At 53.9% G+C, this 23417-nt stretch carries 19 protein-coding genes; 9 read left to right on the top strand and 10 right to left on the bottom strand.

Annotated elements, in window-relative coordinates:
* Positions 1-116: 116 nt before the first annotated feature.
* The 7 genes from grpH to pduF all read left to right on the top strand — a co-directional run bounded on the left by grpH (position 117) and on the right by pduF (position 7580).
* Positions 117-398: a propanediol utilization system shell hexameric protein GrpH gene (gene grpH / locus EDF78_RS02705; protein ID WP_095925478.1), complete on the top strand. Its 282-nt coding sequence runs from the start codon at positions 117-119 to the stop codon at positions 396-398.
* A 35-nt stretch (positions 399-433) separates the two neighbouring features.
* Positions 434-1219: a propanediol utilization microcompartment protein PduB gene (pduB, locus tag EDF78_RS02710; RefSeq protein ID WP_131693563.1), complete on the top strand. Its 786-nt coding sequence runs from the start codon at positions 434-436 to the stop codon at positions 1217-1219.
* 42 nt (positions 1220-1261) lie between these two features.
* A complete protein-coding gene (locus tag EDF78_RS02715; protein WP_133822481.1) occupies positions 1262-2797 on the top strand; it encodes an aldehyde dehydrogenase family protein in 1536 nt (511 codons plus the stop codon).
* Positions 2798-2806: 9 nt separating this feature from the next.
* Positions 2807-3112 carry a BMC domain-containing protein gene (locus EDF78_RS02720; RefSeq protein ID WP_112289093.1) on the top strand — a complete coding sequence of 102 codons (306 nt, stop codon included), beginning with the start codon at positions 2807-2809 and terminating at the stop codon, positions 3110-3112.
* 61 nt (positions 3113-3173) lie between these two features.
* Complete coding sequence (gene grpM / locus EDF78_RS02725; RefSeq protein ID WP_131693561.1) at positions 3174-5720, top strand: glycyl radical diol dehydratase GrpM; 2547 nt, start codon at positions 3174-3176, stop codon at positions 5718-5720.
* A 77-nt stretch (positions 5721-5797) separates the two neighbouring features.
* On the top strand, positions 5798-6715 hold the full coding sequence (locus EDF78_RS02730) for a glycyl-radical enzyme activating protein (RefSeq protein WP_095925483.1): 918 nt from the start codon (positions 5798-5800) through the stop codon (positions 6713-6715).
* A 55-nt stretch (positions 6716-6770) separates the two neighbouring features.
* On the top strand, positions 6771-7580 hold the full coding sequence (gene pduF, locus EDF78_RS02735; protein ID WP_131693559.1) for a propanediol diffusion facilitator PduF: 810 nt from the start codon (positions 6771-6773) through the stop codon (positions 7578-7580).
* 66 nt (positions 7581-7646) lie between these two features.
* Here pduF and EDF78_RS25910 read toward each other — a convergent pair whose 3' ends face one another.
* The 8 genes from EDF78_RS25910 to EDF78_RS02775 all read right to left on the bottom strand — a co-directional run bounded on the left by EDF78_RS25910 (position 7647) and on the right by EDF78_RS02775 (position 17513).
* Positions 7647-8120, bottom strand: coding sequence for a BMC domain-containing protein (locus tag EDF78_RS25910; protein WP_095925485.1), 474 nt, complete (start codon positions 8118-8120; stop codon positions 7647-7649).
* Between the two features lie 47 nt (positions 8121-8167).
* A complete protein-coding gene (gene metK, locus EDF78_RS02745; protein WP_133822482.1) occupies positions 8168-9313 on the bottom strand; it encodes a methionine adenosyltransferase in 1146 nt (381 codons plus the stop codon).
* A gap of 134 nt (positions 9314-9447) precedes the next feature.
* Positions 9448-10485, bottom strand: coding sequence for a helix-turn-helix domain-containing protein (locus EDF78_RS02750; protein WP_133822483.1), 1038 nt, complete (start codon positions 10483-10485; stop codon positions 9448-9450).
* Positions 10486-10502: 17 nt separating this feature from the next.
* The gene (locus tag EDF78_RS02755) at positions 10503-11732 is read right to left on the bottom strand and encodes a PocR ligand-binding domain-containing protein (protein ID WP_133822484.1); all 1230 of its coding nucleotides are present in this window, start codon (positions 11730-11732) and stop codon (positions 10503-10505) included.
* Positions 11733-12023: 291 nt separating this feature from the next.
* Positions 12024-13079: a LacI family DNA-binding transcriptional regulator gene (locus EDF78_RS02760; RefSeq protein WP_133822485.1), complete on the bottom strand. Its 1056-nt coding sequence runs from the start codon at positions 13077-13079 to the stop codon at positions 12024-12026.
* Positions 13080-14489 carry a sucrose-6-phosphate hydrolase gene (locus EDF78_RS02765; protein ID WP_095925490.1) on the bottom strand — a complete coding sequence of 470 codons (1410 nt, stop codon included), beginning with the start codon at positions 14487-14489 and terminating at the stop codon, positions 13080-13082. It abuts the gene before it with no gap.
* On the bottom strand, positions 14486-15859 hold the full coding sequence (locus EDF78_RS02770) for a sucrose-specific PTS transporter subunit IIBC (RefSeq protein WP_133822486.1): 1374 nt from the start codon (positions 15857-15859) through the stop codon (positions 14486-14488). The genes EDF78_RS02765 and EDF78_RS02770 overlap by 4 nt, the downstream gene beginning before the upstream one ends.
* A 73-nt stretch (positions 15860-15932) precedes the next feature.
* Positions 15933-17513 carry a carbohydrate porin gene (locus tag EDF78_RS02775; protein ID WP_133822487.1) on the bottom strand — a complete coding sequence of 527 codons (1581 nt, stop codon included), beginning with the start codon at positions 17511-17513 and terminating at the stop codon, positions 15933-15935.
* A 251-nt stretch (positions 17514-17764) separates the two neighbouring features.
* On the opposite strand from EDF78_RS02775, the gene EDF78_RS02780 reads away from it, so the two are divergent.
* Together EDF78_RS02780 and bamA are read left to right on the top strand one after the other, a co-directional pair.
* Entirely contained in the window at positions 17765-18703 is a 939-nt protein-coding gene (locus tag EDF78_RS02780; RefSeq protein WP_133822488.1) for an aminoimidazole riboside kinase, read from the top strand.
* Between the two features lie 216 nt (positions 18704-18919).
* Entirely contained in the window at positions 18920-21343 is a 2424-nt protein-coding gene (gene bamA / locus EDF78_RS02785) for an outer membrane protein assembly factor BamA (RefSeq protein WP_133822489.1), read from the top strand.
* Positions 21344-21561: 218 nt separating this feature from the next.
* On the opposite strand, the gene EDF78_RS02790 is transcribed toward bamA, so the two are convergent.
* Positions 21562-21948: a methionine-R-sulfoxide reductase gene (locus EDF78_RS02790; protein WP_095925495.1), complete on the bottom strand. Its 387-nt coding sequence runs from the start codon at positions 21946-21948 to the stop codon at positions 21562-21564.
* A 95-nt stretch (positions 21949-22043) separates the two neighbouring features.
* Complete coding sequence (locus EDF78_RS02795; protein WP_133822561.1) at positions 22044-23414, bottom strand: TolC family protein; 1371 nt, start codon at positions 23412-23414, stop codon at positions 22044-22046.
* Between the last annotated feature and the right edge of the window lie 3 nt (positions 23415-23417).

The following is a 23417-nucleotide window of genomic DNA, read 5'->3' on the forward strand; positions in this document are numbered from 1 at the left end:
CCGTAAGCCGTGCGGAATAACAAGAAAGTCCGGCTGACGGGCAAAACATTTTGTCCTGAGGCTCTTATTATCATCGTGCGTTAATTGTCTTCCCCTACTCACTATCAGAGGTCGTTATGCAACAAGAAGCGTTAGGTATGGTTGAAACAAAAGGTCTGGTTTCTGCAATTGAAGCCGCAGATACCATGGTGAAATCCGCCAATGTCACGCTGGTGGGTTATGAAAAAATTGGGTCCGGGCTGGTCACCGTTATGGTGCGCGGCGACGTTGGCGCGGTAAAGGCCGCCACGGATGCCGGGTCTGCTGCCGCGCTGAAAGTCGGCGAACTGGTGTCTGTGCATGTTATTCCGCGTCCGCATATCGAAGTGGAAAAAATTCTGCCAAAAGCCGTCGGCTAATAACGGTCGGTCAATAAACCCGGAGGATACTGACCATGAGAGATAATCTTGTTGAGCAGATTATATCTGAAGTAGTGAATAAGCAGACCGGTGAACATGCCAGGGATAAAAAAGCCGCCAGTATTACCGGTTGTGGTTTAACCGAATTTGTCGGCACCGCCCTCGGACATACTATTGGTCTGGTTATTGCCAATGTCGATCATCAATTACATGACGTCATGAATATCGACAAGAAATATCGCTCTATCGGTATTCTTGGGGCGCGCACCGGTGCGGGTCCGCATATATTTGCGGCCGATGAAGCGGTGAAAGCCACCAACAGCGAAATATTATCGGTGGAACTGGCGCGTGATACGGAAGGCGGCGGCGGACACGGATGTTTAATTATTTTCGGTGCTTCTGATGTGTCCGACGTCCGCCGTGCCATTGAAGTGGCGCTGTCTGAAATTGAACGCACCATGGGCGATGTTTACGGCTCCCCGGCCGGGCATCTTGAATTCCAGTACACCGCCCGCGCCAGCTTTGCGCTGAATAAAGCCTTCGGTGCGCCGGTCGGTAAAGCCTTCGGCATGACCTGCGCCTCCCCCGCAGCTATCGGCGTGGTGATTGCCGATGTGGCGGCGAAATCGGCAGTGATCGAGCCGGTGGGGTACGCCAGTCCGTCGAAAGGCACCAGCTTCAGTAACGAAGTTATTTTCACCTTTGCCGGTGATTCCGGTGCGGTGCGTCAGGCGGTGATCGCGGCGCGTGAAGTGGGGCTGCAACTGCTTGCCACGCTGGATCCGGCACCCATCAGCTCCACCACCAAACCTTATATTTGATGGTTAACCTTGCGAAGCGATGTGAAGTAAGGAATTAACAGCATGAATGATATTGAAATTGCTCAGGCGGTCTCCAACGTGCTGAGCCGGTTTAGCAAAACCACACCGCAGCCTGTTGCCGGAAACGCGCCGCAGCCTGTACCGGTGGAACCTCAGGGGCCGCTCAGCGTTTCTCTCGACGCCATTGTCGCCAGGGCGCTGGCACAGACGCCCCGTCAGACCCCGGCCATCGCGGTGCAGTCTCCGGCCTGTGACGCGGGTAACGGTGCATTTGCCTCGATGGACGAGGCGATCGCTGCCGCGGTGCTGGCGCAGGTGCAGTATCGCCACTGTTCCATGCAGGATCGGGCGGCCTTTGTTCAGGGCATCCGAGAAGTTTTCTTACAGAACAGTGTATTAGAGGATATTTCCCGCATGGCGGTGGAAGAAACCGGCATGGGCAATTATGCCGACAAGCTGACTAAAAACCGCGTGGCGGCGCAGAAAACACCGGGGCTGGAAGATCTGATCACCGGTGCGCTGAGCGGCGACAGTGGCCTGACGCTGACCGAGTTTTCAGCTTACGGCGTGATTGGCTCGATTACGCCGACCACCAATCCGACGGAAACCATCATTAACAACAGCATCGGTATGCTGGCGGCGGGAAATTCCGTGGTGTTCAGCCCGCATCCGCGCTCACGCAAGGTCTCTTTATATTGCGTGGAACTGATCAACCAAAAGCTTGCCAGCCTGGGCGCACCGGCCAATCTGGTCGTCACGGTGACTCAGCCTTCCATCGACAACACCAGTGCCCTGATTAATGACCCGCGCATCAATATGCTGGTGGCGACCGGCGGTCCGGCGATTGTGAAAACGGTGATGTCCTCCGGCAAAAAAGCCATTGGCGCGGGGGCGGGCAATCCGCCTGCGGTGGTGGACGAAACCGCTGATATCGAAAAGGCCGCCCGCGACATCATTCGCGGATGCAGTTTCGATAACAACCTGCCGTGTGTGGCGGAAAAAGAAGTGATCGTCGTCAATCAGGTGGCGGATTATCTGATCCATTGCATGAAGAAAAGCGGCGGTTATCTGCTGTGTGACAAAGCCCTTCTTCGCCAGCTGGAATCGCTGATACTGAACGAAAAAGGCAGCGGGCCGGACACGGCGTTTGTCGGCAAAGACGCGCGCTACATCCTGCAACAACTGGGTATCAGTGCGCCGGATGACACCAAAGTGATCCTGGTGGAAACCGAGAAAAATCATCCGTTTGTGGTGCATGAACTGATGATGCCGGTGCTGCCGGTCGTCCGGGTCGATAACGTGGATGAAGCCATTGAGCTGGCGGTGCAGGTCGAGCATGGCAACCGGCATACCGCCATCATGCATTCCACCAATGTCGAAAAACTCACCAAGATGGCGCGCCAGATCCAGACCACGATTTTCGTGAAAAACGGGCCTTCCTATGCCGGACTGGGTGTCGGCGGCGAAGGGCATGCCACGTTCACCATCGCCGGACCGACCGGAGAAGGGCTGACGTCGGCGCGTTCATTCGCCAGAATCCGTCGCTGCGTGATGGTCGAGGCCCTTAACGTCAGATAAGGGGCGGCGATGAAAAAACGCATCATTAACGCACCAACGCCGGACATCGTGGCAATGATAAAACGCAGGATGCCCGGGGAATTCCGTTCACGGCTTGATCTTATCCGTATCGATGCCATTGGCATGATTATGTTACCGGTGCCGGATCTGTATTTCTATGCCGATGCCGCCAGTAAAAGTGCCAATGTGGTGGTCTCGGAAATATTCGGCAGTTGTCCGCAACATATCACGACGCTGGCCATATTTGGCGAAGTTGCCGCCGTGAATGAAGCCATGCGAATAATAGAAGACGACAATAATAATAGCGCTTTCTGATTATCCGCAGATAAAACGATTACTGCCGCAAGGTGAAATCATAAATTTCGGGAGTTATTCTATGTTAGAGAAAGGCTTTTCTAATCCGACCGAACGTGTTGTAAGACTCAAAAATATGATCCTGCATGCGAAACCTTATGTGGAATCTGAGCGCGCAGTATTAGCGACGCAGGCTTATAAAGAAAACGAACAACTGCCTGCTATTATGCGCCGGGCGCGCGTAGTCGAAAAAATATTTAATGAGCTGCCGGTCACCATTCGTCCTGATGAACTGATTGTCGGTGCCGTGACCATTAATCCGCGTTCCACCGAAATATGCCCTGAATTCTCTTACGACTGGGTCGAAAAAGAATTTAATACCATGGAACACCGGGTGGCGGACCCGTTTATTATCGCAAAAAAAACCGCTGACGATCTGCACGAAGCGTTTAAATACTGGCCGGGTAAAACCACCAGTTCGCTGGCGGCGTCTTATATGTCAGAAGGCACCAAAGAAAGTATGGCCAGCGGCGTGTTTACCGTCGGCAACTATTTCTATGGCGGTGTCGGGCATGTCAGTGTGGATTACGGCAAAATCCTGAAAATCGGTTTTCGCGGCATTATTAATCTGGTGACGCACGAACTGGACAATCTGGATCGTTCAGAGCCGGGATATATTAAAAAAGAGCAATTCTATAACGCCGTGATTATCAGCTACCAGGCGGCCATCAACTTTGCCCACCGCTACGCGCAGGAAGCCACGCGGCTGGCGCAGCTGGAAAGCAATCCGGTGCGTAAACGCGAGCTGGAACAGATTGCCCAAAACTGTCACCGTGTGCCGGAAAACGGTGCCAGCACCTTCTGGGAAGCCTGTCAGACCTTCTGGTTCCTGCAAAGCATGTTGCAGATTGAATCCAGCGGTCACTCTATTTCACCGGGACGTTTCGACCAGTACATGTATCCGTATCTGGCCGCCGATACCGGCATTTCTCAGGAGTTTGCTCAGGAACTGGTGGACTGCTGCTGGATCAAGCTTAACGACATCAACAAAACCCGCGATGAAATCTCCGCGCAGGCGTTTGCCGGTTACGCGGTGTTCCAGAACCTGTGCGTCGGCGGTCAGACCGAAGATGGCCGCGATGCCACCAACCCGCTGACCTATATGTGCATGGAAGCCACCGCGCATGTGCGCCTGCCGCAGCCGTCATTCTCCATCCGCGTCTGGCAGGGCACACCGGATGAATTCCTGTTCCGCGCCTGTGAACTGGTGCGTATGGGGCTGGGCGTTCCGGCGATGTACAACGACGAAGTGATTATTCCGGCGTTGCAAAACCGTGGCGTCTCGCTGCACGACGCCCGTGATTACTGCATCATCGGCTGCGTGGAACCTCAGGCCCCGCACCGTACGGAAGGCTGGCACGATGCTGCTTTCTTCAACGTGGCGAAAGTGCTGGAAATCACCCTTAACAATGGCCGCGCGGGCAACAAACAGTTAGGGCCGGTGACCGGCGAAATGACCGGATACGCCAGCATTGATGATTTCTTTGCGGCCTTCAAAAAACAGATGGCGCATTTTGTTCATCAGCTGGTGGAAGCCTGTAACAGTGTCGATATCGCCCACGGCGAACGTTGCCCATTACCGTTCCTTTCCGCGCTGGTGGATGACTGTATCGGTCGCGGTAAATCGTTACAGGAAGGCGGCGCGATCTACAACTTCACTGGCCCGCAGGCCTTTGGTATTGCTGACACCGGGGATTCCGTTTACGCCATCCAGAAACAAGTGTTTGAAGATCGCAAACTGTCTCTCACTGAACTGAAAAGCGCGCTGGACGCCAACTTCGGTCATGCCATTGGCAGCGCACCTCACGCGGCAGGCGGCAAGTCATCGCTGGGAGAACAGGAAATTCATGAGATGGTGAAACGCATCATCGAACAGCATGGTTCTCTGGATCCGGCCGCCATCAAAAATGAAGTGTACCGTCAGCTGGCCAGCGGTAACTCTGCGGCTCCGGCAGGGAATAACTCCCGTTTCGAAGAGATTCGCCACATTCTGGAAAACTCACCGTGCTTTGGTAATGACATCGACGAAGTGGATCTGGTGGCGCGTCAGTGCGCGCTGATTTACTGCCAGGAAGTCGAAAAATACACCAACCCGCGCGGCGGTCAGTTCCAGGCCGGGATCTATCCGGTATCGGCCAACGTGCTGTTTGGTAAAGACGTGGCTGCACTGCCGGACGGTCGCATGGCGAAAGAACCGCTGGCCGACGGGGTATCGCCGCGTCAGGGCAAGGATACGCAGGGGCCAACGGCGGCAGCTAACTCGGTGGCCAAACTCGATCACTTTATTGCCTCCAACGGCACACTCTACAACCAGAAATTCCTGCCGTCTTCACTGGCCGGAGAACAGGGGCTGCGTCATTTCAGCGGTCTGGTGCGTAACTACTTTGATAAGAAAGGGATGCATGTCCAGTTCAATGTCATCGACCGCAAAACGCTGATCGAAGCGCAGAACAATCCTCAGCAACATCAGGATCTGGTCGTGCGCGTCGCCGGTTACAGTGCGCAGTTTGTGGTGCTGGCGAAAGAAGTGCAGGACGACATTATCAGCCGGACAGAACAACAATTCTGATCAGCAACCTTCACGGGCTATGTAGCAATACATAGCCCGTTTTTTAAATAACCTGTGGCGCGGATGGCGGGTCAAGTATGAATAAAGTCGATTACCAAACTGAAGGCGTGCTGTTTAATATCCAGCGCTATTCTTTGCACGACGGACCGGGGATCCGCACCATTCCTTTTTTTAAAGGCTGCCCGCTATCATGCAAATGGTGCAGTAATCCGGAATCGCAACGTCCGCAGCCGGAATTATTGTTTAAGAAAAGTGAGTGTATTCGTTGCGGTAAATGTCTTGAGGTGTGTAAACACCAGGCATTATCGGTCAGCAACGCGTTCTTTATAGATCGCGAGCGGTGTATTCAGTGCGGCGAATGTACGCAGGTGTGCCCGACGCAGGCGCTGGAAATGAAAGGCAAACGCATGACGGTGGCGGAAGTCATGCGCGAATTACAAAAAGAAGAAAACCTGTACCGGCGTTCCGGTGGCGGCATCACGCTTTCCGGCGGGGAACCGCTGGCGCAGCCGGTGTTCGCCCGTGAACTGCTGAAAGCCTGCAAGGAGAAGGGCTGGCATACCGCAATGGAAACCACCGGCTTCACCACGCCTGAGGTGATTGCGGATGTGTTCCCTTATGTCGATCTGGCGCTGACGGATATCAAGGCGGTCAATCCGGCGGTGCATTTCGCCAATACCGGGGTGGATAACAGCCTGATCCTGGAAAATTTATTGCGTATTTCGTTTCTGACCAAAGTGATTGTGCGTATTCCGGTGATCCCCGGCGTTAACGATAATACGGAAGAAATTCACCATATCGCGGAATTTGCGCGGCTGATGTCCAATGTCGATACCCTGCATTTATTGCCTTATCACGCTTTTGGTGAAAATAAATATGGCCTGCTCGGGCGTATTTATCCGATGGGTGAGGCAGAAAGTATTGCGGAATCAAAAATGGAAATATTAAAAAAAGAAGTCGAGTCATCAGGTTTTCATTGCCATATCGGCGGCTGAGTTTCCGGTCAGGACATCCAGCCTCGTATAACAATAATCACAAAAGGGTCGTTGTATGCATGATTCAGTAAAGACGCAGTGCATTGCAGAATTTCTCGGTACCGGCTTATTTTTGTTTTTCGGCATCAGTTGTCTCTGTGCAGTGAAAGTGGCCGGAGCCAGTTTCGGCCTGTGGGAAATCTGCATTGTCTGGGGGCTGGGGATCTCGCTGGCTGTTTATCTCACCGCCGGGATTTCCGGCGCACATCTGAACCCGGCGATCACCATCGCCTTGTGGCTGTTCGCCCGTTTCCCCGCGCGCAAGGTTGTGCCTTACATTATTGCGCAGGTGGCCGGTGCATTCGGCGGCGCGCTGCTGGCGTACATGTTCTACCACAACCTGTTTATCAATTTTGAAACCGCCAACCACATGGTGCGCGGCAGTGCGGAAAGCCTGCAACTGGCCAGCATTTTCAGTACCTACCCGTCAGCCGCGATCAGCGTGTGGCAGGCGGCATTTATTGAAATTGTTATCACGTCGATTCTGATGGGGCTGATCATGGCGCTGACAGACGACGGTAACGGCGTGCCGCGTGGCCCGCTCGGCCCCTTGCTAATAGGCATTCTGGTGGCGGTTCTCGGTGCCTCGACCGGCCCGCTGACCGGGTTTGCTATGAATCCGGCGCGTGATTTTGGCCCGAAATTATTCACCTTCTTTGCCGGCTGGGGCGACATTGCCATGACCGGTGGCCGCGACATTCCTTACTTCCTGATCCCGGTTATTGCGCCTGTGATCGGTGCCTGTCTGGGGGCGGCGGTGTATCGCCTGTGTATCGGTAAAAACCTGCCGGGCAGTGCGCCGGTGGCGGAGGTCGCCAAACCGTAGCTTTCTTTCAACCAATAAAAAACGGCGGTGCCTGTGCATCGCCGTTTTTTATGGTGCGGGTTACGCTTATTTTCGACGGTTAGCGCCACGGGGCTTTGGTTTTTTGTTCTCCCTGGCCGGCGGTACATCTTCCTGTTTCGCGGCTTCAGGAAAATCCATACATGTGGAGACATCCGGTGTTTCTTCCACATTCACCACCGGGATGGTGTGCGGATTTTCCTGCGGCGTAATCTCAGGTTCCGCAGGGGTGAGGCCTGTCGTGTCTGCGGAATAAATCATGCTTTCGATGTATTGCGCGGTGCGGGCAATCACCTTGTGTGCCACCACGGTACTGACCTTGCTGGCGGCCAGCACACCTGCCGCGACGGCGGCATTGATGGCACCGACTTCGCCTTCCAGTTTGACGGTGACCATGCCGCCGCCCTGCGTCAGTTCATAGCCGACCAGCGTGACATGTGCGGATTTCATCGCAGCGTCTGCGGCTTCCACCGCCGCGGCCAGACCGACGGTTTCTATTAATCCCAAACTTTGTCCGGGCATAAGTCGCTCCTGTTATCAGATTCATGGTGAAGTGCGTCGTGCACTGTTTAGGCGTTATCGCGCAGTGCCGGGGCTTTGTCGGTTTTTTCCCACGGGAACATGTCACGTCCAAAGTGGCCGTAACAGGCGGTCTGACGATAACGGGGAACAAGTAAATCCAGCATGGCGATAATCCCGCCGACGCTGAGATCAAAATGACGGTTAACCCGCTGCACAAGTTGTTGTTCTGTCAGCGGACTGCTGCCGAAGGTATCGATACGGATGGCAACGGGACGGGGCAGGCCGATGGCCCAGGCGAACTGAACCTCACAGCGTTCCGCCAGCCCGGCCGCGACGATGTTTTTCGCCACATAACGCGCCGCATAAGCCGCACAGCGATCCACTTTCGACGGGTCTTTACCTGAAAAGGCACCGCCGCCGTGACGTGCCGCGCCGCCGTAGGTATCCACGATGATTTTTCTGCCGGTCAGGCCGCAATCGGCTGCCGGACCGCCGGTGACAAAGCGTCCGGCGGGGTTAATCAGAAAGCGGGTTTGCGGCGTGATCCAGCGGGCAGGCATAACCGGTTTGATGATCTCTTCCAGCACCGCTTCGCGCAGGTCGGTAAGGGAAATCTCCGGGCAATGCTGCGTGGAAATGACCAACGTATCAGCGGCGATCACCTGATGCTGGCGATAGCGTAATGTGACCTGACTTTTGGCGTCAGGACGCAGGAAGGGAAGCTGTCCTGACTGGCGTAACGCGGCCTGACGCATCATCAGCCGGTGCGCATACACCAGCGTGGCGGGCAGGTATTCCGGCGTTTCGTTGCAGGCATATCCGAACGTGATGCCCTGATCGCCCGCGCCCAACGATTCAGGATCCGCGCCGCCAATGCCTTGTGCAATATCGGCAGACTGTTTGCCCAGCATATTGAGTACGCCACAGGTCGCGCCATCAAACCCCAGCCGTGAATGGTCATAGCCGATTTCCCGCACGGTCTGGCGGACAACAGATTCGATATCGACGCTGGCGGTGGTGCTGATTTCGCCCGCCACAATGACAATGCCGGTTTTGACCAGACATTCACAGGCCACTCTGGCCTGCGGATCCTGCAAAAGACAGGCATCCAGAATGGCATCCGCTATCTGGTCGGCCATTTTGTCCGGATGCCCGGCGGCAACCGATTCAGAGGTAAAAAGGATATCGTCCAAAGCTGTGCCACATTGTTCAAAGGTTCCCCCATGGTAGGGGGCGACCGGTGAAAGCGGCGTACATTATCTTGCGGGCAGGGTGGACTTTTTTGCCCTCGCGCGACGGCGGCGCACAAAATTAACCTGCCGGCGGTTTAACAGGTTTCCGGCGCGACGATTTTGCGGTAATCCGACGGCGCCATGCCGGTCTCTTTTTTAAAGATCCGGCAGAAATAGTTGGCGTCCTGCCAGGACAATTCCAGCGCGATGGTGTTGATTTTCAGGTCACTGAACTGCAACAGCGATTTGGCAACGCTTAACTTGCGGCTGGCAATGTAGTTTGAGAAACCGGCACCGGTCATTTTCTTAAACGCCCGGCTGAGATAACAGGAACTGACGAAAGATCGCGCAGCAATCTCGTCGAGGGTCAGATTATGGAGGATGTTTTTCTCAATGTGGAAGCGGGCGCGGTCGATAAAACTCATCGTGCCGCTGAAGTGTTTCAGCGCATGGTCGAACAGGGTTTCGCTGATGCTCAGCAGGGCAGACATAATGCGGTAATAGGAGCGGGCAGAAACGCCGGACTGGCTGATCTCCTGCATCAGCGCCGTCAATTTTTGCGCGGCGGGCTGACCTTTCTCCCCCGTTGCCAGAAGATGCTGATGCACGATGCCGAGCACATCGGTCAGTAATTCGCACCGGCCGCTGGCGCAGGCGTCATCCAGGGCGTCAAACAGAAACCTGTGCCACTGAGGATAGTCGCACTGCCCGATCATCGTATCGACGTTCTGTTTCAGTGCGCGTGACGCGGCGATATCCACGTCGCTGACATCGAGGGTTTTCCTGATGGCGTCGGTCAGGGTACTTTTCTTCACCGGTTTGAGCAGATAATCATCCACTTTCAGATTGAGCATGCTGCGCACGATATCAAAATCGTCATTGGCGGTGGTGACAATCACTTTGGTGCTGGTGCTTTTACGGCGCAGATATTCAATCACCTGATTGCCGTTAGGCAGCGGAATATTAATATCGACAAACATCATGTCGATTTGATCGAGATTGTCGATCAGCTGGATGGCTTTTTTCCCGGTATTGGCTTCATGTACCACAGAATTATCGACATACTGAGAGACAATCCGCCGTAAAGATTCAGATTCAATGAGTTCGTCTTCAACAATCACAATATTGTACATGCTCAGATCTCCGTTTTTCAGGCTTGCAGCATCGGGAATTTCAGGGTGATGGTGGTGCCCATTCGTGGCTGATGGGCGCTGGAAATATCCAGGCCATAGCTTTCCCCAAATAACAGCTGAAGCCGGTTTTTTATATTATTAATGCCGATACCGCCTTTCTGACGGTTTTCGTCACCGGATAAAATACTGGCAATGTCGGCCTGAGAAATGCCGTCGCCGTTGTCGGTTACCTCCAGAATGACATCGTGCCCGTCGTCCGTGGCGCAGATGCGCAGCAGGCTGGGCGTGTCGCGCGGCTCTACGACGTAGTTGAAAAAGTTCTCCACCAGCGGCTGCAAAATCAGAAACGGGCAGACGACATCAAAATACTTTTCGGGAATGTCGCACTGATAATCGAACCGGTCATTCATTCTGACTTTCTGAATGGACATATAACTGGTGACATAATTAATTTCATGACTCAGCGTAATCAGCCCATGATTATTTTTACGCAGTAAATATCGCATCATATCGGAGAAATCATGCACCATGGTTTCCGTGCGTTGGGCATCTTCCAGATAGGCCAGACGGCCGATGGTATTTAAGACATTAAATAAAAAGTGCGGGTTAATCTGATAAGACAGGGCTTTAAATTCCGCCTCATGCAATGAACGTTCTATTTCCACTCTTTTGCGCAATTCATCGGTGAGTTCGAGATCTTTTCTGTGCAGTTCCCGCTGAATATTATTGGTATGCGCCTGTTCCACCAGATAAGACGAAACATGCAATAAGGTGGAGGCGGTCGATTCAAAACGATCGTAAGGCATGCGTTTGGCATCATGATGTAAATCGATCAGCCATTCGTTTTCTTTCCATATTTCGTTGTTATCGAGAATATAAGGAATGGTGCGCTCTTTTTCTTCCTCGACTTTTACCTGCCCGGAAATAAACGCGCCCAGATAATGATCGTTGATCATGATCGGCACGGCGAATTCCACAAAGCCGCAGTAACAGCGGTAAACCACCGGCTTTCCCGCCTCCATGGCGGCGCGGCCCCCGGCATTATCACTTTCATAACAATGCGTTGCCAGCGATGCGTTAAGCCGTGAGCGGGCGCAGAAATCGGAAAACCCGCTGGCCTGTGTCACCGGCACGCCATCGTGATCGACCACCACTAAGGCAATCATCATCGATTTACTGAAATTATCCTGGAGGGTTTGAAGTCTTTTTACATCAAGAAATTCATGCAATTTATATTTGTTATTCATTACGATTACCTGCACTGGTAATTGAATACATTCACCGTATAAATATACAGGAAGGCACCTTTATGTGTTTTGAAACCCGTCACAGCGGGCCAGTTTAGTTAATGCTGAATATTAATTAATATGCGCGGATGTTAATTATAAGTGTGAAAATCAGTCAGGTATTTACCGTTCAGACGCAAAATGATTAACGTGCTATGCCCCATACAGGACCCGCGGGGACAGCGCAGGCGGAATCCGTCAGATGATGCGAAATGAATTATCACACCATCTTGTGGCGGCCGTGTTTGATATTTATTTGTTCTGCGAGACGTGCCGGGAACGCCAATGCAATTTTGGGGTGAGAAAGCATTGGGTTTGTGCGATGGGTTGGTCGTTCATCAGATCACTGATCATGCTGAAGCAGTGCATGGCCAGCTCTCCGCAGTCCTGCGCAACCGTGTCAATTTTCACGGACAGGGAATCGTACAGATAGTGGTCGTCAAAACTGCACAGATGGATATCGCTCTCGAGCAACTGATGCTGGCTCATATAGCGCAAAACCCCTTCCATCAGGCCACAGGAAGCCACGAAAAGTGCTTTGGGCGGACGCCCGAGTCGGGCGCACAGTTGCGCGAACATTTCATAGCCGGAGCTCGGGTGGTAGTTGCCGTACATCACCCAGTCGGGATTCAGAGTGATACCCGCCCGCTGCAGGCCAAGCTGATAGCCCGCGAGGCGATCCCGGGTCGGAGAAATACGTGGCTGGCCGCCGAGAAAATAAAACTCATCACGCCGGGTCTGAGCGATACGTGAGACCAGTTCTGCTGAGGATTCGATGGCTTCACACACCACAATAGGTAACTGCGTGTCCTGCATATGGCGGTCGAACAAGACGACAGGTAATTGCTGGCTGATTTTTACGTATTCCGCATCATTGAGCATACTGGACGCGACAATCAGTCCGTCGACCTGACGCTGAATGAGATTGTTGACCACCATGGTTTCCTGGCTGGTGTTTTCGTCCGTACAGGCAATCAGCAACTGCATGCCGTTTTCACGACACAGCGTTTCAAGTTCGTTAGAGCAGACGGCAAAGCCATAGTTGGTCATTTCCGGCACCACCAGTCCCAGCGTGAAACTGCGGGTGACATTCAGCGAACGGGCGTGAATGCTGGGCTGATAATGATGTTCAGCCGCCACGGCGAGTACCCGATCCCGGGTGAGATCGGAGATCCGAAATTTCTTGCTGTGTCCGTTGAGTACCTGGCTGGCAGTCGATTTGGAGACGCCAGCCAGTTCGGCTATGCCACTGATAGTGATGCGTTTGGTCTTTTTCACTGCGCCATATTCTGTTGTCCGGAAAGACATTTATTCTATCACGCATTCCGCCAACGACCAGTGGCGCAGCGTAATCTGATGAGAACCCTGCAAGTTCAATTGTGCCGGTAAAACAGGGAAATAGCGTGAAGACATTACCGCTTCTCCGTCATTAATAAAAATCTCAAGGCTTGATGCGTCGCTTAACACCGTCAGCTTGTGCAACGGGCCGCGCCAGATACGCTGTTCCGGCAAGCCAGTACGCCGGTTTTTTCGCGTTAAACGCAGCCATTCGCCGTCAAAGCTGAGTGTCATGTCGCCACCTAAATCCGCGCTGAAAGCCTGTTCAGTGACAATTTCCGTCTCGGCTTTTGTGATGTCCAGAGGAGGGCAATCGCCGGCAATCCCCTGCCATTCTTTCGGGTCACGACGAAGCTTTTGCAGTTCACGTGCCGGTTTTTGCATGATTTTACCCGCCACCAGCGTCAGTTCGCGCGGGCAGGTCATGGTATGCAGCCAGCCGTTTTTCACCGTCGGCTGGAAAAATTCATCGCCGTCCGGGATACCCATCCATCCCATCAGCAGACGCCGTCCGTCATCCGTTTGCGTGGTTTGCGGCGCATAAAATTCGAATCCCAGATCCAGCTCAGTGAATTCGCCGTGCTCAAGGGTCGCATTGTCGTAATCCAGTTTTCCGACAAAATAACCGGACTGGAACGTATTCAGATACCGGTCAGATCCCGCTGCCAGACCTTGCGGACAGCAAATCAGAATCTCGTTATCTGCCAGCCGGAATAAATCCGGGCATTCCCACATGTAGCCGAATTCGCCCAGCCCGTGTAACCCTGAACCGGCAATTTCGCCCAGAAGATCCCAGGCTGATAAATCGTCAGAACGCAGCAATAACACTTTGCCCTGAAGGCTCAGGTCCTGAGCGCCCAGCACCATGTACCAGTGGTTTTCATGCCGCCAGACTTTCGGATCACGCACATGTCCGGTATAGCCTTCAGGCAGATTAAATACCGGCCCGGTTTTATCAAATTCGCCGTCTGCATTTTCGCGCGCCAGACACTGAAATGCTGTACGACTGCCATCGGGATATTTCACGTTACCGGTATAAATCAGCGTGAGCTGGCCGTTGTCTGTCACGGCTGAGCCGGAATAACAGCCGTGGGTTTCGTAGTCCTCTGAAGGTGCCAGCGCCAGCGGCTCATGCTGCCAGTGGAGTAAATCCGCCGTGCTCCAGTGTCCCCAGAATTTAGCGCCGTGCGCGCAGGCCAGCGGGTTCCATTGATAGAACAAATGGAAACGGCCGTTATGCTGAATAAATCCATTCGGGTCATTGAGCAGCCCGACCGGCGGCGCGAGATGCCAGCCGGGGCGGTACGGGTCTGCCGCCGCGTTAACCTGACCGGCTACCACGCTGCGCAGTGCTTTTTTCAGCAAACTGACTTCTGTCATTTTTCACTCTCCGTGTTGTATTTCAGCAGCAATGACAGCAGGAATGCGCTGCCGAAGGCAATCACTAAACCGATCAGGTAGCTGAGAATAGAGCTGGCCTGCACGATTGCCAGCCCCGGAATACCGGTCAGACCGACCGCCGTCATATTGACGTGCATCGCCACTACCCAGGCACCGCCGAGCGCACCACCTGCCAGTGCCGCCAGAAAAGGCTTCATGAAGCGCAGGTTGATCCCGAAGATTGCGGCTTCCGTAATACCCAGCATGGCGGAGAACGCCGAAGGCACCGCAATGGCTTTAATTTTCGCATCACGTGTTTTGAAGTAAACCGCCAGACAGGCACCGCCCTGCGCGATGTTGGCCATCGACCAAATCGGCAGCAGGAAATTCACGCCGATATTCGGGTTACCCAGTAAACCCGCTTCGATCGCATGGAAGCTGTGGTGAATACCGGTGATGACGATCACCGAATACAATCCGCCAAATATCAGCCCTGCGAACCAGCCTGCATGGGTGATCAGGGTGCTGAGAATGAAGGAGATACCGTCACCGAGCGCGCGTCCGGCCGGACCGATGATCAGGAAAGCGATAAAACCGGAAATAATCACCGTCAGGAAAGGTGTCAGGATCAGATCCAAGGCATCCGGGATCACTTTACGCAGGCGTTTTTCGATGAAACTCATGAACCACACCGCCAGCAACACCGGAAATACCGTGCCCTGATAGCCGATCATCGCAATCTCAAGACCAAAGAAATTCATGGTGTGGAAACCGCTGGCAACGCCCCAGGCGTTAGTCAGCGCCGGATGCGTCAGGATGCCGCCCAGCGTGGCACCGAGGAACGGGTTGCCGCCAAATTCCCGCGCGGCGGTGAAACCAATCAGAATTGGCAGAATGATAAACGCCGCTGAACTGAACATATCGAGCATGATAAAAATCGCGCTCTCCGGGTTGGCCCAGCCGTAGGTTTTCACCATGCCGAGCAGCCCCATCAGCAGGCCGGATGCCACAATCGCAGGAATAATCGGCACGAAAATATTCGACAACACGCGGGCGATGCGCTGGAACGGATTCAGCTTTTGCGCCGCAATATCCGCGGCTTCAGATTTACTGGATTCGCTGATACCGGCCACTTTAATGAATTCGGCGTAGACCTTGTTCACCAGCCCCGTACCAAAAATGATCTGAATCTGTCCGGCATTACTGAAACAGCCTTTAACGCCTTCGACCTGTTCGATAGCACTTTTGTTGATCAGGCTGTCGTCCGCCAGCACCAGGCGCAGACGGGTGGCACAGTGTGCCGCGCTGGCAATATTCTCCTTGCCACCCAACAGCGGAAGCAATTCAGTCGCGATTGCATTGATATTCATAGAATCCCTTAGTTTGTAATTATCATTTACGCCCGATCTGGCCGGGCGTTTTTTTTAAATCAGACCCTGCCGTTTAGAACCAGGTTTCCATCTGGATACCAAAGTTCCATTGTCCGCCCGCCGTGAATCCGTCAGTACCAAATGAATCTGCGGAAGAATAACTGTCGAGCTCTTTGCTCCAGTCCATGTAAGTGGCGAAGAAGCGGATTTCCGGACGACTCAGCATGTCGCTGATATCGCCGACCTTGAAGGTCGGTGCGAAGGTCAGTTTGTAGAAACCGCCTTTCACTTTGTTGTAATCGCTGTAACCCTGTGGATTGAGATCCATATACTGATAGCTGCCTTCATATGCCAGTTCGAAGTTCTCGGTAATTTGCTGGATCAGGCGGGTGTTAAAGGTCAGCCATTTGTAATCATCGCCAGAGACATAACGGCCTTTGCTCTGCTGCGCCAGAACCGCCGGGGCGATACTCCAGTTTTTGCTGATCGGCGTGATGCCATAAGTTGCCAGACGCAGCGTACTGGCATCGTCAGTCAGACGTCCGTCAGAACCCAGCGCTTTCACTTCTGCTCCCAGTCCGTGCCCGTAAAGCAAGGCTGTTTTCGATGTCCCTTCGCGCAGGCCGTAGAAACTGTCGCCGTGATACGCCAGCATCGTGTGGAAGCCGGTGTCCGCGGCGGTGCTGATCCCCCGGTTGCCGGTATTTTCACGATCCTGATTATTTTTGGCACGCAGGCCGCTCAGCATCCACTGGAATGGCCCGGCATAGTTGTTGGCCGTGACAATGTAGTTTTCGATGCGGGTGTCGTCGTTATTGTCGTCTTTCAGATCGTCAAAGTTTCTTCCGTAAAGCGAGAAGTTACTTTTCAGGTTATCGCCCCATTTGACGTCGTAGATCCCGCCGCCGGTACCCGCCAGAAAGATGATGTCGGAATCCAGCCAGTGAATGTCGAAATTATCCCGGTCAAAGCGTTTACCCGCCCAAAGGGTGGAATCTTTCCAGACCCCGGTGAACGTCGGCAGTGACCCCAGTTCGACAAACGCCTGACGGATATTTAAGTCGCTGGTCGCGCCGGTCCAGTCGTTGTAGCTGCGCTGACCATCAGCCAGCATGACTTTGTAGCGGGAGGTCGCGCCGCTGGCCATCGTCTGGTTGTGCTCCAGATTCAGTTCGACGTAGGTGTTATTTTCGTTACCCAGACGCCCGACTGCACCGCCTGTTTGTCCGGCTGGCGTGACGTACGGGCCACTTTCCGTTGAGGTGCCAGAATCATTCATGATCACGCCGGAACGGGCATAACCACTGAATTTAAACCCGCTGTTATCACTGCTGTTGCTTTTGGCATTGCCGGCTAACGTTTCGGTGCGTTTAGCCACATCGGCAGTTTGCTGCTGGTTGATTTCAGCCGTCTTCGCCACCTGACGGGTTTGCTGTTCGTTGCTGGCGGTGCGTGTCTCGAGTTGTTTAACCTGGTGTTCTGCCTGCGTAGCACGGGCTTCGGCCTTAGCGGCGCGGCTTTCGGCGAGTTGTAGTCGTTTTTCCATCGCCGCAAAGCGGGCTTCAATTGCACTGGAAGAAAGATCGGCTCCCTGGGCGGCAGAAGAAAGAATAAGTCCAATAGCAACAGCAAGATAGCGAGGTTTGATCATCATTTTTATCCCTCAGAGGAAATGTAATTATTATGATAAAAACCGTTTAGCTAAATTGCTAAACTGGTTTTCCTGAGCACAATAAGCACTCCGCCTGTGTTTAGGCAACGAAGTTCACCAGTCTTGTCGTGAAATTGTGATCCTGTTGGCAATTCGATCTTTGATTCCGAAAATTCATTTGCGCTTGATTAGCTAAACCGGTTCTTCTATTTTATCCACAGACGATTTATCAGGATTTATAAAAGGGAATGAAGATGAATAACCGGATTTGGGTGTTGGGCGATGCCGTGGTGGATTTGATCGCCGAAGAAGATGGCCGCTTATTAAAATGCCCGGGAGGGGCACCCGCCAACGTTGCCGTCGGTGTTTGCCGTCTCGGTGGCGACAGCGCCTTTATCGGCCGCGTGGGGGATGATCCGTTCGGCCGGTTCCTGATGAAAACGCTCCGCGATGAAGGAGTCAACACTGATTGCATGATGTCTGACCCGCATCACCGCACCTCCACGGTAGTGGTGGAAAACGATGCTGACGGCGAACGTTCCTTCACGTTTATGGTGCGTCCGGGTGCGGATTTATTTCTCCAGACCACCGACATTCCGGCGTTTAGCGCAGGACAGTTTTTACACCTGTGTTCGATTGCGCTCTCCGCAGAACCGTCACGGTCTTCCGCCTTTCTGGCAATGGCAAAAATAAAAGCGGCAGGCGGTTATGTCTGTTTTGATCCCAATATCCGCCATGACGTGTGGCCTGATGAAGCGCAATTGCGCGAAAACCTTGCCCGCGCCTTGTCGCTGGCGGATGTCATTAAAATCTCGGAGGATGAACTGGAATTTCTGACCGGTGAATCGCTGCTGTCGGAAGGAATGCTGCGCCTGTGCGATCGCTATAATCCCGAAATGTTGCTGGTCACACAGGGTAAACATGGCGTGTCGGTTTACCGGAAGAAAAATGCCAGCCTGAAGCATTATCCGGCACCCGAAGTGCGGGCGGTGGATACTACCGGGGCAGGAGATGCATTTGTCGCCGGGTTGCTGACCGGACTGGCGCAGCACTGGCCGCTGGCGTCGGACAACATTTGTCACCCCATCATTCATCAGGCGCTGGCCTGCGGGGCGCTTGCCACTACCGCCAGAGGCGCAATGACCGCATTACCTGACAGCGCGACCTTAAAGGCGTTTACCACTCACGGGTAACCGGGTCCGACGACGTTGCCCGTACTGCAACTGTTCATCCGCCGAAAATAACGTAAGTAATGCGTAACAGAACGTCCTGTTTTACGAAAATCAAATCTGTGCCGCTGAACCTCCTATATTGCCGGCAGTCTGTTAGCGAGGTTATTTCTTCTGATAGCAGAATCTTTCCGTTAACAGACACTTTTTGTTAGTAGTAAAACGGCGAGCACGGATCACATGACAATGAAAAAATTACTCCTGGCGTCACTGCTGTTCAGCAGCACCCCGGTTTTCGCTGCTGACAGCTTTGTCGTCAGGGATATCCACGTGGAAGGGCTACAGCGGGTCACGGTGGGCGCGGCGTTACTGAGCATTCCCGTCCGGGTGGGCGATTCGGTCTCTGAGGACGATATCAGCCAGACCATCCGCGCGCTGTTCGCGACCGGCAACTTTGATGATGTGAAGGTGCTGCAGGACGGTAATACCCTGATTGTTCAGGTGAAAGAGCGGCCAACCATCGCGAGCATTACCTTCTCCGGCAACAAAGCCATCAAAGACGAGATGTTGCAGCAAAACCTGGAAGCCTCAGGGATCCGCGTCGGCGACGCGCTGGACCGCACCACCATTTCGTCGATTGAGAAGGGGCTGGAGGATTTCTACTACAGCGTGGGCAAGTACAGTGCCAGCGTAAAAGCCGTGGTCACGCCGCTGCCGCGTAACCGCGTGGATGTGAAACTGGTCTTTACCGAAGGCATGTCGGCCAAAATTCAGCAAATTAATATCGTGGGGAATAAAGCTTTCACCACTGACGATTTAATCGCCCATTTTCAGCTGCGCGATGAAGTGCCGTGGTGGAATGTGATTGGCGATAAGAAATATGAAAAACAAAAACTGTCCGGCGATTTAGAAACGCTGCGCAGTTTTTATCTCGATCGCGGTTATGCCCGTTTTAATATTGATTCAACGCAGGTCAGTTTAACGCCGGATAAGAAAGGCATTTATATTACCGTCAATATGACGGAGGGTGAGCAATATAAAATTTCCGGCGTGGTGGTCAGCGGCAGCATGGCCGGTCATACGTCAGAAATCGAAGCGCTGGCCGCCATTCCTGCCGGGGAGTTGTACAACGGCGCGAAGATCACCAACGTTGAAGGCGATATTAAAAATCTGCTGGGGCGCTACGGTTATGCCTATCCGCACGTCACCACACAAAGCGACATCAATGACGCGGATAAAACCGTGAAACTGAGGATCAGTGTGGACACCGGCAACCGGTATTCGGTGCGCCGCATCCGTTTTGAAGGCAACGACACGTCAAAAGATGAAGTGCTGCGCCGCGAAATGCGTCAGATGGAAGGCGCGTGGCTGGGCAACGATCTGGTGCAGAAAGGCAAAGACCGCCTCAACCGCACCGGCTATTTCGACACGGTGGATGTGGATACGCAACCGGTGCCGGGATCTTCCGATCAGGTTGATGTGGTGTACAAAGTGAAAGAGCGTAACACCGGCACTTTCAACGTGGGCGTGGGGTACGGCACCGACAGCGGAATCAGTTATCAGCTGGGCGTGACGCAGGATAACTGGCTCGGCAGCGGTAACACGGTCAGTTTCAGCGGTACGCGTAACTCGTACCAGACCTATGTCGAAGTCTCGGCGACCAACCCGTATTACACGGTAGATGGCGTCAGTCTTGGCGGCAAAGTGTTCTACAACCACTACGACGCGGAAGACGACGATCTGGCGGCGTACAACCTGCAAAGTTACGGCGCAGGCATGAATCTGGGGCTGCCGGTCAGCGAAAACAATACGCTGAATCTGGGGCTGGATTACGTCCACAGCACGCTCACTGACATGGAGCCACAGGTGGCAGTCTGGCGCTACCTCAATGCCAGCGGCGTCAAGCCGGGGCTGGTGACCACCTCCACCAACAGCGATGCCGAACTGCGCACCAACGATTTCTTCGCCAGCGTCGGCTGGGCGTATAACGACCTGAACCGTGGCTTCTTCCCGTCTTCCGGTACCCGCGCCAGCCTGGCCGCCAAAGTGACCACGCCTGGCTCGGACGACAGTTATTACAAAATCACCTTCGATGCTAACCACTACATTCCGCTGAGTGACACATCAGACTGGGTGCTGATGGGCCGTGCCAAAGCCGGTTATGCGGCAGGCATCGGCAGCAACGAGGTGCCGTTCTACGATAACTTCTATGCGGGCGGTTCCAGCTCGGTGCGCGGCTTCTCGTCCAACACCATCGGGCCGAAAGCGGCGTATTACAAATGCAGCAGCGCAGACAGTTCGTATTCCACCTGTCCGGTGAGCAAATCCACCGATGCGGTGGGCGGGAATGCGATGGCGATCGCCAGTGCGGAATTGTATGTGCCGACACCGTTTATCAGCGAGAAATACGCCAGTTCGGTGCGGACGTCATTGTTTGTTGATTCCGGCACTGTCTGGGACACCAAATGGCAAAACACGGCGGCCACCGAGGCGGCGGGTATTCCGGATTACAGTGATCCGATGCATATCCGTGTTTCCAGCGGTATTGCATTGCAATGGCAATCACCACTCGGTCCGCTGGTATTTTCTTATGCCCAGCCGCTGGTGAAATATGAAGGCGACAGCGCGGAACAGTTCCAGTTTAATATTGGTAAAACGTGGTAATACTATACGGGACTTACGAAGTTATTACTTTATACAGACGTAATGAGAATAGAAACAAAATCTGATCTCATTATAATACCGGCATGATGTTTAAGAGCAACCCGTAACGGGTAAACATCATGCCATTATAATATACTGTTGGAATTCTTCCTTTTAAGGGCTGTCCCTGTACGGCCCTTTTTTTTTATTTGTTTTTCATCACAAATAAAATGTCGTGTTTATTCCACCGGATGATAATTCCCTTGTTCATCGGCACTTTCAAATATCATGGAGACGGAATTCACACAGTGACGCAAATTCTTCTCGGTTAAATATTCCCCCTCAAACACATGTCCCAGATGTGCCTTGCAGTTAGCACAGACAATTTCTGTTCTGCGACCATCGGCATCCGGCACACGTTCTACCGCGCCCGGAATTTCATCGTCGAAAGCGGGCCAGCCGCAATGGGATTCAAATTTATGTTCTGAAGAATACAGCGGGGCGGAACAACGTTTGCAGACATAACGGCCCGGTGAAAAATGGTCGTTATACTCGCCGGTATTCGGGCGTTCTGTCCCTTTGTTTTCAATGACAAAACGTTCAAAATCATTCAGTTCTCTGTTCATTATATTCGCTCCTGGCAGGTGACATTGCAGCCTTATAGTGTAGCGCTATATTGGCGCGACACATAAAGCTGCAAGTGCCCTCAGGCCCTCCGGTGCTATTTCACGCCACCCCCCAATGACTGCCACAGGGTAATGCGGTTCTCAAAATCCGTCTCTTGCAGGGCGATCAGATCGGTCTGCGCCGACCACAGCGAACGCTGGTCAGTCAGCACCGTCAGATAATCTCCCGCGCCGGTTTCATAACTGCGGCGCGCCAGATCGTAACTGCGCTGTGCTGACGCGACATACTGCTGCTGGGCATCCATCTGCTCGCTGAGTGTGGCGCGGCGGGCGAGGGCGTTGGCGACATCCTTAAAGGCGCTCTGAATGGCTTTTTCATAGGCAGCGATCAGCCCCTTTTTCTGGGCTTCGGCGTAGCGCAACTGCGCGGTATTACTGCCACCGGTAAACAGGGGCAGCGTCAGGCTGGGGGCGAATGACCAGACGTTGGTGCCGTGACTGAACAGGTTCGACAGCGAGGTGCTGCCGACGCCTGCGCTGGCAGTCAGCGACAGCGTCGGGAAGAAATTCGCCCGCGCCGCGCCGATATCCGCATTTGCACCTTTCAGGTTGTGCTCCGCTTCCTGCACGTCAGGACGGCGCAACAATACGGAGGAAGACACCCCGGCGGGCACCAGCGCGATGGCCTGCGGAGCGAGTTCCTCCAGCGTAACCGGCAGCAGGTTTTGCGGCACAGTGTCACCCACCAGCAGATTCAGGGCGTTGATGTCCTGTGCGACCAGTGTCTGATAGCTGGCAACACTGGCGCGCGCCTGCTGATAAATCGCCATCGAAGAACTGACATCCGGCCCCGAGGCGACGCCTTCTTTCTGGCGCAGTTGCGTGATGCGCAGCGAATCCGCCGCACTTCTCAGGGTGTCCTGCGCCAGTTTCAGATTGCTGTTGTCCGCCGCCAGCGTGATCCACGCGGTGCTGGTTTCTGAAATCAGTGTCAGGCGGGTGTTTTGTGCGGTCGATTCGCTGGCAAGCCAGGTTTCTTTGGTCGCCGTGCTCAGGCTGCGGTTCCGGCCAAACAGATCGATTTCAAAACTGCTCACCGCGCCGTCAGCGGTGGCCGTACTGCTGACCCCCGCATCCTGCGTCCGGCTGCGGGTTTGCGTCAGATCGGCGTCCAGCGTCGGGAACAGACTGGCGCGTTGTTCGCCATACAGGGCTTTGGCGGATTCGATATCAGCGATAGCTTCCTGCATGTCGCGGTTGCTGGTCAGCGCCTTCGCGACCACGGCGTTGAGACGCGCATCGGTCATGATGTGCTGCCAGTCGCTGAGCACCGTGGTGGCCGCAGGCTGCGTGCCCTGCGCAGGCCAGACGGCAGGCACCGGCGCGGAAGGGCGCTGATAATCAGGATCCAGCGAAATACAGCCCGCCAGTAACAGTGACAGCGAAATAATACTCAGACGAAAAATCAT

Origin of the sequence: Rahnella sp. BIGb0236 (genome assembly GCF_004364755.1) — a bacterium.
GTDB lineage: Bacteria > Pseudomonadota > Gammaproteobacteria > Enterobacterales > Enterobacteriaceae > Rahnella > Rahnella victoriana.